Source organism: Marinobacter lipolyticus SM19, assembly GCF_000397065.2.
Classification (GTDB): domain Bacteria; phylum Pseudomonadota; class Gammaproteobacteria; order Pseudomonadales; family Oleiphilaceae; genus Marinobacter; species Marinobacter lipolyticus.
The window spans coordinates 276,439-289,565 of the sequence record NZ_KE007317.1; the positions used below are offsets into that span (position 1 = coordinate 276,439).

The following is a 13,127-nucleotide window of genomic DNA, read 5'->3' on the forward strand; positions in this document are numbered from 1 at the left end:
CCTCCCATTACCTTATAGGGCAGAGTCGACTATATTTTGACCGACATACTCATTATAGAACTCTAGCACCGGGAAGATGACGTAAACTTGTCATAGGTCATTATTTGGCCAGCCTGATTGGCGTCCAATGGAGTGGCTCTGTTTCAGGAGAGATCAGGATGGATTATGGATAACCCCAGCCTCAGTGAGTTTGATCTGCACCTCTTCGGCCAGGGAAAACACTGGCATATATACAACGTATTGGGTGCTCATTTGTGCCGACAAAAAGGCGCGGAGGGTGTCCGTTTTGCCGTGTGGGCACCCTCCGCTGCAGCCGTCAGTGTCATTGGTGACTTTAACGATTGGGACAGCAATGCTGATGTTATGTACAAGCATGAGCAAAGCGGTGTCTGGGAGTTGTTTGTTCCAGATGTTCCAGAAGGCGGGCTTTACAAGTTTTCGATCACTTCAGCTAACGGTGCGTTGCTGATTAAAACCGACCCCTATGGTCAGGCGTTCGAGCCTCGTCCAGCGACCGCAGCGGTTGTCACCCGACGCAGTCATTTCAGCTGGGGTGACGGCGACTGGCTATTCCACCGCAGCCGTTGGAACTGGCGAGAACAACCGCTCTCCGTCTATGAGGTTCATGCCGGTTCCTGGCGTGTGCATGGATCCGGTCGTTGGCTGAATTACCGGGAGCTGGCAGAGCAGCTGGTGCCTTACGTCCGGGAGATGGGGTTTACCCATATTGAACTGCTACCGATCACCGAACACCCGCTTGATGAATCCTGGGGTTACCAGACTACCGGTTACTATGCACCGACCAGCCGGTTTGGTAACCCTGATGACTTCCGCTATTTCGTGGATTGCTGTCACAGAAACTCCATCGGGGTGATACTGGACTGGGTACCCGGACACTTTCCCAAGGATGAGCACGCCCTGGCGCGATTTGATGGTTCGGCATTGTATGAACACGAAGACCCCCGGCAGGGTGAACATCAGGATTGGGGAACCCTGATTTACAATTACGGCCGTCACGAGGTACGTAATTTTCTGATTGGCAGTGCGCTGTTCTGGTTGGACACCTACCATATTGACGGTCTACGGGTGGATGCGGTGGCATCCATGTTGTACCTGAACTATTCGCGAACTGAAGGCAATTGGCTACCAAACGTTCACGGTGGCCACGAAAACCTGGAAGCCATCGCCTTTCTGCGGGAATTGAACCAGGTCTGCCGTGAGCGTTATCCCGGCACCATGATAATTGCAGAAGAGTCGACATCATGGCCCCAGGTGACTCGGCCGGCATCGGTCGGCGGCCTGGATTTCTGCCTGAAATGGAATATGGGATGGATGCACGACACGCTGGACTACCTCAGTCAGGATCCGGTGTATCGACAGTATCACCACGATAAACTTACGTTCGGCTTGATCTACGCCTTCAACGAGCGCTTTTTGTTGCCCCTGTCCCACGACGAAGTGGTTCATGAGAAAGCCAGCCTGCTGAATAAGATGCCCGGGGATGATTGGCAGCAGCGGGCCAACCTCCGGCTCCTGTTCACTTACCTCTACACCTACCCCGGCGCCAAATTGCTGTTCATGGGTGGCGAATTCGGCCAACGACGGGAATGGAGTGAAAAACGAGAACTCGATTGGGGACTTCTGGAGCAAGACTCACATCGGGGGCTACAACATCTGGTCAGGGACTTGAATCACCTGTTGAAAGAACAGCCTGCACTGCATCGGGTCAATTTTCATCCGGATGGCTTTGAGTGGATCGACTGCCACGATTCTCCCCAGTCGGTGATCAGCTTTCTTAGAAAAGCCGACGATCGGTCTGTTGTCGTTATCATCAACTATACCCCGGTGCCCCGATTTGACTACCGCATCGGTGTCCCTTGTGACGGACATTGGCAGGAACGACTGAACTCGGACTCGACCTATTACGGTGGCAGTAATCTCGGCAACCCATTGGCCATCAGAGCCGAGGAAGTGCCGTGGATGGGCAGACCCCATTCGGTAAGCCTGACACTACCACCGTTGGGTGCCATCGTGCTGGAGCACAAACCATGATCCGGGTACTGTTTGTCACCAGTGAGGTTTACCCCGTTATCAAAACAGGCGGGCTTGCGGATGTATCGGCAAGCTTGCCCGAAGCCCTGCATCAGCAGGATCAGGATGTACACATTCTACTGCCCGGTTATCCGGCAGCAATGGCCGCAGCAAGGAAGAACGGTTCGCTCCGAAAGGCACAACTGCGAATCGGTGTCTATCCGGTAACGCTCTGGCAGACTCAGCTTCCTGGTTCGTCTGTGACGTTATGGCTCGTGGACTGCCCGCCCCTGTTTGATCGTCCCGGAAATCCTTATCAGAACGAGGAAGGCAGCGATTGGTGGGACAATGCTCATCGGTATCATCTGTTCGCCCGGGTAGCGACCATGATGGCGCTGGGTCAGGCCGATCTGAACTGGATACCGGATGTGGTCCACTGCAATGACTGGCAAACCGGGCTGGTACCCGTTTTGATGAACAGCAGTTACAAACGTCCCGCGACGGTGTTCACCATCCATAATCTTGCCTATCAGGGGCTTTTCTCCCACGAGACCTTTCGGTCACTGGGGTTACCGGATTCTCTGTGGCGCTTTGACCAACTGGAGTTTCATGGCCAACTGTCGTTTATCAAAGGCGGGTTGGTGTTCAGCGACCATCTGACCACAGTCAGCCCGGGATACGCGAAGGAAATCTGCAATCCGCAACTTGGCTATGGCCTGGACGGCTTGCTGCGACATCGTGAGCACGCCCTTACCGGAATTCTCAACGGAATCGATACCCGCCAATGGGATCCGGAATCCGACCCGTATCTTGATCATCACTATGATGTGGATCATCTACTCGACAAACAACAATGCCGCAAAGATCTGCAGCAACAGGTCGAGCTTGAAGCCAACACAGAAGCTCCGTTGCTGGGTTTCGTCGGTCGGTTCGTCGAGCAAAAGGGCATAGATCTCCTACTGGATGTGCTGCCTGCTTTACTCGATAAAGGCTGTCAGTGCGTAATTCTGGGGTCGGGGCTTCGAGAGTACGAGCAAGCAGCTGTCCAACTCGCGGAACAGTACCCCGGCAGGCTATCGGTAACATTGGGTTACAACGAGGCGCTCGCCCACCGTATTACCGCTGGGGTTGACCTGTTTGTCATGCCCTCCCGGTTTGAGCCTTGTGGTCTGAACCAGATGTACAGCCTGCGGTACGGAACACTACCTGTGGTGCACCGCGTTGGTGGGCTCAGGGATACTGTTTTCGAACCCCAACATGTTCCGTTTGACCAGGCAAATGGCTTTACTTTCGACTCGCCGGAACGACCGGCGCTACTGGCGGCTCTTACAAGGGCACTTGAAGGCTTTAATCGCCCGAATACGCGTCAGCGCCTCCAGCGCAACGGTATGGCCGGAGATTATTCTTGGCAGCCCCGCGCACGGGAATATATCGATATTTACCGTCAAATTCTGGCCGCCCGACAGAGCATTATTGACGACTAACAGGGAAAGCCCTCGTGGGAGGCAACGAACATGCACAAAGCGACTGAGTTCAAGCTGGAAGCCCGGCCAAGCATCCCGGAATCCCTTTCCCGGCTGGACGAACTGGCCAACGATCTGTTCTACAGCTGGGATCACGGCGTTCGCAACCTGTTTGCCCGTATAGATCCGCGACTATGGCAGAAGGTGGCCCATAATCCAAAACTGTTTCTCCGGCGCGTGGCCCAGAATCGCCTGGACGAGGCAGCTGAAGATCGGGCGTTTCTCTCTGAGTACCGGCGTATTCTGAGCACTTACGACGCCTACCTGGAAGTGGAGCCGGGACCGGAGGTAACCACTCAGCTTGATCCGGAAACATCACTGGTTGCCTATTTCTGCGCCGAGTTTGGTTTCCATGAGAGTTTTCCGATTTACTCTGGTGGTCTGGGGATTCTCGCAGGTGATCACTGTAAAGCCGCCAGTGATCTTGGTTTACCGTTCGTCGCGGTAGGGCTGCTCTATCAGCAGGGCTATTTTATCCAGACCATCAACGCCCAGGGCCAGCAAGTTGCCCGCTATCAGTCTCATTTCAGCGATGAATTGCCGATTTCACTGGTCGAACTGGACGGCGCGCCATTACTGGTTTCTGTGCCCTTCCCTGGCCGAGTCGTTTACGCCAAAGTCTGGAAAGCCCGGGTGGGTCATATTTGTCTTTATCTGCTGGACACCCATGTTGAAGAAAACAGTCCTGAGGACAGAGAACTCACTCTGCAGTTATATGGCGGCGACGAGACCACACGGATCAGCCAGGAAATGCTGCTGGGCATTGGCGGCGTTCGGGTGCTGGATGCACTCGGACTTTCTCCTACCGTCTGGCACATAAATGAAGGCCATGCCGCTTTCCTGATCCTGGAACGCTGTCGCAAGGCAATGGCCGAAGGCCTCACGTTTGACGCTGCCCTGGAGCTGAATGCCGGATCAACACTGTTCACCACCCACACCCCGGTTCCGGCCGGTCATGACATCTTTTCCCGTGGGCTGGTCCAGCATAGTCTGGGAGAATACCTTGCAGAAGCCGGCCTGGATTTTGACACGGTATTCCGGCTTGGCTCGAAAAACTCTGGCGACTCGGTCAATATGACCAGCCTCGGATTGCGCGGTTCGCGCTTCCACAATGGTGTCAGCCGAATCCATGGAGGCGTTGCCTCAAGAATGGAAGGTGAAATCTGGCCCCAGATACCGCCCGAAGATAACCCCATCGGCTACATCACGAACGGTGTCCACGTACCCACCTTCCTCGCACCGGAGTGGTCCAGCCTGTTCGATATCCAGGCCCCCACCTGGAAAAGCGAGCTTCGAAATCCGGATTTCTGGGAGTTTGTTGACAGAATTCCGGATTATCATTACTGGAGTGTACACAAAGCCCTGAAACAGCAGATGGGTGACTACATCGTGCGCTGCCTCAGGCGTCAACACCGTCGTAACGGCACCGGTCACTCAGCAACCGAACGGATGACACAACACCTGGTGTCACCGGAAAAAGACACCATGGTTATCGGCTTTGCGCGTCGGTTTGCTACCTACAAACGAGCAACACTGATTTTTTCCGACCTGGAACGTCTCGAACGCCTGCTGACGGATCCCGAACGCCCGGTGGTTGTGGTTTTTGCCGGGAAAGCTCACCCGAAAGACAAGCCTGGTCAGCAAATGATCCGGGTCATTCATGATCTGGCTATGCAGCCGGCGTTGATGGGCCACATCATTCTTCTGGAGGACTACGACCAGGCAATGGCACGCCGTCTGCTGTGTGGCGTCGATGTCTGGCTGAACACACCGGAATATCCTAAGGAAGCCAGCGGAACCTCGGGAGAAAAAGCCGCTCTGAACGGCGCCCTCAACCTCAGCGTGCTGGATGGCTGGTGGGGTGAGGGTTACAACGGCAAAAACGGCTGGACCATCAATCCGCGCAGCATCGATCTCGATCCGGAGTTCCGGAACCAGGAAGAAGCCCGGGACCTGCTCGATCTTATCGAGTTTGAAGTCATACCCCTTTACTACAACCGGGCTTCCCAGGGCTATTCCAAGGGCTGGGTACAACGCTCCAAAGCCTCGATGAAAACCATCACGCCTCGATTCAACAGCCAACGCATGGTTATGGACTATGTCGAGCGCTACTACCAACCGGCCTGTACTCAGGGTAAAAAACTCTCCGCCAACAACTACCAACTGGCAACGGAACTGGCGGACTGGAAAGAAAGAATTCGCCGTGACTGGAAGGGAGTGAGTTTATCGGTCCGTCAACGCATGCCCGCAGAGTGTTTGCACGACCAGGAGATAAACCTCGCAGTGAGCGTGCAACTCAATGGCCTGAAGCCGGAAGATGTGCACGTGGAATGTCTGGTAACACCAGAATGCACCGGCACCCACGAATGCACCGGATCTGACCGTATTCTGCTGCAGTGTGAAGCCGAGGACGACGAACAGACAGGCGGCGATACGCTCTTTTCTGCACGAATTCTGCCGCCTTATCCGGGACTACAGTCTCTGAGGATCCGGATGTACCCCTTCCACGAGGGACTGACCCATCCCCTGGAGATGGGTGCAATGATCTGGCTGTAGGGGACCTTGTCCGGGACTACAGCGCGTGCTGACGAATGAAGCGACCAATATCCTGAACTTCTTCAAGGCAGACGCTGTGCTCCATCGGGTAGGTTTCATAACGGGGCTGATAGCCCATGCTTTCAAGCTGTTCCACACTCCGGCGGCCCAGGGCCTCGGGTACCACTGGATCAAACGACCCATGATAGACATTGATGGGAATGGCCCGGTTGGCAGCAGACAGCTCAATTGTGTCGCATGTTGCGAAGTAGGTAGACAAAGCGAGAATGCCCGCCAGCCGCTTCGGGTAGCTCAGGCCGAGTTCATAAGCCACCGCGCCACCCTGGGAAAAGCCGGCAATAATAATGTTCTCGGCGGAAATGCCTCTTTCAATCTCACGGTCTATCATGCGGGCCACAGCATCGGCTGAGGCTTTAAGCTGTTCTGTGTCGACCACCCTGTCGATGTCCATGGCTTTTATGTCGTACCAGGCAGGCATACTCATACCGCCGTTGATGGTTACCGGCATCACAGGTGCATGGGGAAACAGAAAACGCACGGCCGCGCCGGCGGGCAGTCCCAGTTCGGGAACCACCGGCTCGAAATCGTGACCGCTGGCACCCAGTCCGTGAAGCCAGATCACGGAAGCCGTAGGGTTGGGGATGGTCTCCAGTTCAATATACTCAAGTTCCTGCACAAAATACCTCAATCGTCGGTGCCGGGTGTGTTCGCGTCGGGATCGTTCGCCTGCAATGCGGTCGCTACGGGGTTTGCGTACATGTCCAGCAGGTAGGGTCGAATCGCCTCGTCGCAGCTGTCGAGCCTTCGCTCCATTTCCGCCTCTGCAGCTTCCAGTTCAGCAGGGGACCAGGTTTCCGCAGTCACCACGGAATCACTTACCGTCTCAGGCGTGGCGTGGGCATCCGGATGAATGCCCCTCTGCCGATGTGCCACCAGATTCGAGGCATGCAAGTGGTAGTTGGCGTGCATTTCCCGGTCGATTCGTGCGGCGAGATCCTTGGCGTTATCCGGGGAGTCCGCAATTGGGGCGCCAAAATGCACATGTACATGCCCTTTGAATCCCGTCAACCCCTTCATGATCTGTTCGGTATCTTCGCCCGATGCCTTGGTGTAGCTTCCGGTCCGGGCGCGGGTTTCCAGCTCTCGGGCCTTGTCCGCGTCGCAGGGGTCGTATTCATAGGCGATGGACACCGGCACAATGTGCAGGCGATTCATCGCTTCGGCGAAATCCAGACCACTTTTTTTCTTGCTCATGTAGAACATCTTGATGATCGCCGGATCGGTAAAATCCAGACCATCCTTTGCACGACCTTCCCGTTGGGCAATCCAGATGCTGTGGTTGGTATCAATGCTGTGATTGATGAAGCCGGATAACGTGATGTAAGCATCCCGCATTTCCCGGGGACTGGTCATGTTCCTGCGCACTACGAAGCTCTTGTTCAGGCGCATCATCTCGGCAAATACCCGATTGGCAAGCAGGTTGTCACCAATTGCAATACGGGTTGTGTTGAACCCATTGGCGAACAGCAAGTGGTTCACCACCATGGGATCAAACACGATGTCCCGATGGTTGGAAATAAACAGGTGCGCCGTATGTTTATCGAGATTCTCCAGACCACTCTGGGTTACACGGGTGGTTGTGTGCTCCACCAACTCCCCTACATACTCAGACACCTTGGCTTGCAGGTCATCGACCCGCGTCAAACGACCAAAATTTTTGACGAGCCAGCGCTTGATCCACAGGCGCAACACTCCCGGAGCCCAGCGGGCCAGTGTGGGGGATTTGAAACGGGCGATCATGTCCAGAAATTCCGGATCATTCACCAGGCGCTTGATGGCAGAACCGGTTTCTTCGTCCGAGTAAGGACGGATGGCATCAAATTCCTGCATGGAGTTCCTGTTGTTTTCAGTGTCATTCAAAGTCTGCAGTTCTTGGCGATGACGTTAAAAATCGCGGTATTGTAGCGTTTATCCGGGTGTTTTGCCTCTAATTAGCGCGCTAATCTGGTATGATTTCGACCCTCGAATAACCTGACCGACCATTCCCGCATCCCGGCACTGGCATCCATGGACTTTGATCAACTGAGCACAGAACGCCCAACTCTTTCCCGGAAAGAACCTGAACAGGTTCTGCACGAGGTCTTTGGTTATGAAACCTTCCGACCACTGCAGGGAGAGATCATCCACGAGGTGGTCAATGGTGGTGACGCTCTCGTATTGATGCCTACCGGTGGTGGTAAATCCCTGTGCTACCAGGTGCCGGCGCTGGTGCGGGCAGGTACGGCAGTTGTTATCTCACCGTTGATTGCCTTGATGCAGGATCAGGTAGCCGCACTGAATGAATTGGGCGTCAGGGCGTCGTTCCTGAATTCCACGATGGATTATGCCCAGGCCAGAGATACCGAAAATGCGCTGATGACTGGCGAGCTGGACCTGCTGTATTGCGCGCCAGAACGACTGATACAGCCGCGGACAATCGACCTGCTCCACAACGCGTCGATATCCCTGTTTGCCATCGACGAAGCCCACTGTGTCTCTCAGTGGGGGCATGATTTCCGCTCTGATTATCTGGAGTTGAGTCTGCTGGCAGAGCAATTCCCCGGGGTACCCCGCATCGCGTTGACGGCGACCGCCGACGAACGAACCCGTAAGGAAATCGCCGAGCGGTTATCTCTGACCCGCGCCCGCCACTTCGTCAGCGGTTTCGATCGTCCGAACATTCAATACAGAATCTCGCCAAAAACAAATGCAAACAAACAGTTGCTGGATTTTATTAAAGCAGAACATGATGGTGATTGTGGCATTGTTTACTGCATGTCCCGCAACAAGGTCGACGCCACGGCGCGCATGTTGGCGGATAAGGGCTATACCGCTCTGCCCTATCATGCTGGTTTGAATGCGATGGAACGAGCCCGAAACCAGGAGCGTTTTCTGCGGGAAGATGGCGTCATTGTGGTGGCTACCATCGCGTTTGGCATGGGCATCGACAAGCCCGACGTGCGGTTTGTTGCTCACTTGGATCTCCCCAAGAGCCTGGAAGCCTATTATCAGGAAACCGGCCGCGCCGGACGTGACGGCAAACCCTCTACCGCCTGGATGGTCTACGGCCTGCAGGACGTCATTAAGCTCCGGCAGATGCTCGAAGCGTCCATGGGGAACGACCAGTTCAAGCGGGTCGAGCGGCAAAAACTGGACGCCATGCTGGGGCTCTGTGAAGTGACCAGCTGCCGCCGGCAGGTTCTGCTCCGGTATTTTGGCGACGTCCTGGACCGGCCCTGTGGAAACTGCGACACCTGCCTGAATCCGCCGGACACCTGGGACGGCACCGTTGCGGTACAGAAAGCCTTGTCCTGCGTGTTCAGGACCGGTCAGCGCTATGGCGTTACCTACCTGATCGATGTGCTCAGAGGCTCTGAGAACGAGCGTATCCGTCAATTTGGCCACGACAAGGTCTCCACCTACGGCATCGGCACGGAACTCTCGGTCAACGAATGGAAATCGGTGTTTCGGCAACTGGTCGCCAACGGGTATCTCCGGGCTGATCCTGAAGGCTACGGCTCGCTTCAGCTCACGGAACAGTGTCGCCCGCTGCTGAAAGGTAATGAACCGATTCAGTTACGTAAGGACCCGGCGCCGGTCAAATCGTCCGGGCGAGCCAGCTCCGGCAGCGCCCGCACAAAAATCAGCGATCAGATTACCGATCAGGCCGGATGGGATGCGTTAAGAGCCTGCCGCAAGTCGCTGGCGGAACAGCAAGGCGTTCCACCCTATGTGATTTTCCACGACACGACACTGTTCGACATGCTGGAGCGGCGCCCCACCACCCTTTCCGAGCTGGCGGAAGTGAATGGTGTGGGTGCGGCAAAGCTGGAAAAATACGGTGAGATTTTTCTGCAAACCCTGGGGGATCTTGCTCCGGGTTAGTCTCTTTCTTTTTGGACCCGGGTCAGTTTTTACAGTTTTTTTGAATTACATACCTTAAGTTAAAAGGATTATGCTCTAAACTGGATACGAACCTACTTTCCCGCAACATGGAAGCACGGAGAAAGACTGCATGGCATGTAGCTCCCACCCTCCTCCGCCAAGGAGCCCCTACCCGCTGAGGATGGTGTTCGGGATACTTTTAAGCATCCTTGCAGGCACAGCTCAATGTCTGGCAGAGGTCAGGAATACCTCCTATCAGCCCCCTCCGCTACAGGAATACATACTCTGGTACCGAAACTACGACAGTCCCGCCATTCGGGCATTGCTCGAGCTCGCCCTGAAAAAAACGCCTGAGTATGGCGATTTCCGGATCATCCGCAGCGAGGAGATGGGTCAAGGGCGAGTGCTTCGGGAACTGGCCCATGGCCGCACCAGGCTGATTGATATTGCCAATGTCGCCAGCAGCACCGAGCGGGAATCACAACTGCTGGCTATTCCCATCCCGATTGACGGCGGCCTGCTTGGGTTCCGGGTCTGCGTGGTTCTTCCCCATTCGCTACCCCTGTTTGAGGGCGTCCGCACAGTGGAGGACCTGAGGGATCGGGGCATCCGTATCGGACAGGGCCTGCACTGGCCCGATACGGATATCCTGAAGATTAATGATATTCCGGTGATCACCCACACCCGCTATGAGCTACTGTTTCGGATGCTGCGCAACGATCGGTTTGATTGTTTTGCCCGGGGTGTAAGTGAAGTCATGTTCGATCTGGCCATTGAAAATGACCCGGAGCTGGTTATTGAGCCGTCAATAATGCTGGCTTATCCCATGCCCTCCTATTTTTTCACCTCTCCCTACGATTATCTGACAGCGCACCGTGTTCAACTGGGTATGGAACGCGCCATTCTGGATGGCAGCTTCGCGCAGTTTCTTGCCAATTACTACGGCAAGGCGATTGAAACCCTGGCCCTTGATCGTCGTACCGTTATCGTGCTCAAGAATCCTTTCCTGAGCGAAGAATCACGTATGGTTGGCCGCCAGACTCTGGACAACCTTCAGCGCAGGCTTCAGCTGCTGAGCCAGTAATGTCAGAAACCGAACGCTAGACCTGAAACCGCGATACGTTCTGGTTTAGCGTGTTGCCGATCGACTCAATCTGGCTGCTGTAGACGTCGTTCTCACTGGCAGCCGTGGCCGCTTCCTGACCTTGATCCGAAATTCGTGTAATGGAGGAATTCAGCTCTTCCGTCACCGATGTCTGCTCTTCGGATGCGGTGGCGATTTGCGTGGTCATCTGACTGATTGAGGTGATCGCCTCGGCTATACGGTTCAGTGCTTCCATGGCATCCTGGGCTTTCTCCATGCTGACATTAGAGACAGCCGTTGACTGCTTCATGACATCTACCGCGTTGCTGGCGCCCTTCTGCAGTCGCTCAATCATGCTGTTGATCTCTTCCGTGCTGTCCTGAGTCCGGCTGGCCAGATTACGCACTTCGTCCGCGACCACGGCAAAGCCACGACCGGCTTCGCCTGCACGTGCAGCCTCGATGGCGGCGTTGAGAGCAAGCAGGTTGGTTTGTTCGGCAATCCCCTGAATGACAGCCAGCACGGAAGTGATATTGCTCACATCCTTGCCCAGGGTGTCGATTACCTCCGCTGCAGCGGTGATCTCCCGGGACAGCTTCTGAACCGCATCACGGGAGGCCTCAACTGTCTCCAGTGACGCGCGACTGTCGCTGTCAGCTGTATTGGCGGCATCGGCAGTTTGCTGGGCATTCTGGGCAATCTCGCCGGCGGCGGCCGACATCTCATTAATAGCGGTGGCGACCATATCGACTTCCGCCTGCTGGCTTTCGACGCTGGTGCGGCTGGTGCTTGCGGTCTGGCGAAGGGATGCAACATTATCCTTGAGTTCCGCGGTGCCTTTCTGAACATCGCGGATTACTGCCTGAATGTTGCTGACAAAGCTATTAAAGCTGAGGGCCAGGCGTGCAAACTCATCTGTCCCGCTATCATCCAGCCTCTGAGACAGATCCGCATCACCAGTGGCAATATCCGCCATTGCACGGTTCAGACGGTGCACTGGTGCCATCAGTACGCGAATACCAAAATGCAAGACAAGCACTGAGATCACCAAACCCGCCAGCGCCATAATGATACCTGTCACCCGGGCAGCTGCGACCGGCTCGTGGATCATGTCCTGATTCACGAATGTACCGAGATACCAGTCCACGCCCCGTGCATCGCTGATCCCATGAAAACTGGCATTCCAGTTAGCCCCGTCGGCCTGGTAACGGTGATCTGCGCCATCCAGTTTCGGGGATTGACCAATCAGTTCACTGATTCCCTTGCCAATCAACTCTTCATCTGGATGGAACAACACCGTGCCGTCGGCGCTGATCAATGACGCGTATCCTGTACCCGCCAACGTAACCTCTGACAGACTTTCTTCAATGGCTTGCAGAGCGATGTCTCCCCCTGTTACCCCTCGGTAAGGGCCAGATTTTATCGGAGCCAAAGCGGTGATGATCGTGTTGCCGGTAATAACATCCCTGTACGGCTTGGTGAATGAGGCGCGGCCAAGATCCATGGCAATCTGGTACCAGGGACGGGTTCGGGGATCAAAATCCGATGGTAGGCTGGCGTTATCCTCCTCGGTTTTCATCAGCATGTAGCCGTCTTCTCGCCCCACGTAAACATCCTTGAACTTACCGCCGGCCGTAGCGGATCGCAGCAGCACCCTCGCCTGCCGGTCGGTGCGTATTTGCTCCATGGATTCAGCCGTTGCCTCGGTCATGGCCAGCCGGGTGTTGAGCCAATCGGCAATGCCGGACGTACTCTGCGCGACGGCCTCGTCTATGAGGGCATCAACATAAGTATCCGTGGTGTGCTGCAATCGCAAGTCGCTGGAGAACGTGAACGCCACCATGACCAGAACCAGCAGGACACCAAAAGCGGTAAGCAGTTTTTGACCAAACGTCAATTGCACGGGGGGGATCTCCAATATAAGTTACCCAGTCTTTCGGCGGCGAATGCGAAGTCTTTAATGCCTTCTGATAAAATGCCTGCTATTGCTTAAGGTATAGTAATCCAAA

General features: G+C 55.2%; 8 protein-coding genes. 5 read left to right on the plus strand and 3 right to left on the minus strand.

Features of this window, described 5'->3' with window-relative positions; genetic code table 11:
* The first annotated feature begins 165 nt into the window (after positions 1–165).
* From glgB to glgP, 3 genes are read left to right on the plus strand one after another with little or no spacing between them, the layout of a single operon-like run.
* A complete protein-coding gene (glgB, locus tag MARLIPOL_RS07655) occupies positions 166–2,052 on the plus strand; it encodes a 1,4-alpha-glucan branching protein GlgB (RefSeq protein WP_012137479.1) in 1,887 nt (628 codons plus the stop codon).
* The gene (gene glgA / locus MARLIPOL_RS07660; RefSeq protein WP_012137480.1) at positions 2,049–3,515 is read left to right on the plus strand and encodes a glycogen synthase GlgA; all 1,467 of its coding nucleotides are present in this window, start codon (positions 2,049–2,051) and stop codon (positions 3,513–3,515) included. Before glgB ends, glgA begins: the two co-directional genes overlap by 4 nt.
* Before the next feature lie 30 nt (positions 3,516–3,545).
* Positions 3,546–6,110, plus strand: a complete 2,565-nt coding sequence (gene glgP / locus MARLIPOL_RS07665) for an alpha-glucan family phosphorylase (protein ID WP_012137481.1) — start codon at positions 3,546–3,548, stop codon at positions 6,108–6,110.
* A 16-nt stretch (positions 6,111–6,126) separates the two neighbouring features.
* Here the strand turns inward: glgP and MARLIPOL_RS07670 are convergent, their stop codons facing one another.
* Positions 6,127–6,786 carry an alpha/beta hydrolase gene (locus MARLIPOL_RS07670; RefSeq protein ID WP_012137482.1) on the minus strand — a complete coding sequence of 220 codons (660 nt, stop codon included), beginning with the start codon at positions 6,784–6,786 and terminating at the stop codon, positions 6,127–6,129.
* An 8-nt stretch (positions 6,787–6,794) separates the two neighbouring features.
* Positions 6,795–8,000 carry a 1-acyl-sn-glycerol-3-phosphate acyltransferase gene (locus MARLIPOL_RS07675; protein WP_012137483.1) on the minus strand — a complete coding sequence of 402 codons (1,206 nt, stop codon included), beginning with the start codon at positions 7,998–8,000 and terminating at the stop codon, positions 6,795–6,797.
* Between the two features lie 177 nt (positions 8,001–8,177).
* Here MARLIPOL_RS07675 and recQ point away from each other — a divergent pair, with 177 nt between their 5' ends.
* Both recQ and MARLIPOL_RS07685 read left to right on the plus strand, forming a co-directional pair.
* Positions 8,178–10,034 carry a DNA helicase RecQ gene (gene recQ / locus MARLIPOL_RS07680; protein WP_012137484.1) on the plus strand — a complete coding sequence of 619 codons (1,857 nt, stop codon included), beginning with the start codon at positions 8,178–8,180 and terminating at the stop codon, positions 10,032–10,034.
* 130 nt (positions 10,035–10,164) lie between these two features.
* Positions 10,165–11,118, plus strand: a complete 954-nt coding sequence (locus MARLIPOL_RS07685) for a hypothetical protein (protein ID WP_145768759.1) — start codon at positions 10,165–10,167, stop codon at positions 11,116–11,118.
* 16 nt (positions 11,119–11,134) lie between these two features.
* Here MARLIPOL_RS07685 and MARLIPOL_RS07690 read toward each other — a convergent pair whose 3' ends face one another.
* Positions 11,135–13,021, minus strand: coding sequence for a methyl-accepting chemotaxis protein (locus MARLIPOL_RS07690; RefSeq protein ID WP_012137486.1), 1,887 nt, complete (start codon positions 13,019–13,021; stop codon positions 11,135–11,137).
* Positions 13,022–13,127: the final 106 nt, after the last annotated feature.

Coding starts and splice junctions, on each gene's coding strand:
- glgB (WP_012137479.1), top strand. CDS start 166: ATGGATAACCCCAGCCTCAGTGAGTTTGATCTGCACCTCTTCGGCCAG.
- glgA (WP_012137480.1), top strand. CDS start 2,049: ATGATCCGGGTACTGTTTGTCACCAGTGAGGTTTACCCCGTTATCAAA.
- glgP (WP_012137481.1), top strand. CDS start 3,546: ATGCACAAAGCGACTGAGTTCAAGCTGGAAGCCCGGCCAAGCATCCCG.
- MARLIPOL_RS07675 (WP_012137483.1), bottom strand. CDS start 8,000: ATGCAGGAATTTGATGCCATCCGTCCTTACTCGGACGAAGAAACCGGT.
- recQ (WP_012137484.1), top strand. CDS start 8,178: ATGGACTTTGATCAACTGAGCACAGAACGCCCAACTCTTTCCCGGAAA.
- MARLIPOL_RS07685 (WP_145768759.1), top strand. CDS start 10,165: ATGGCATGTAGCTCCCACCCTCCTCCGCCAAGGAGCCCCTACCCGCTG.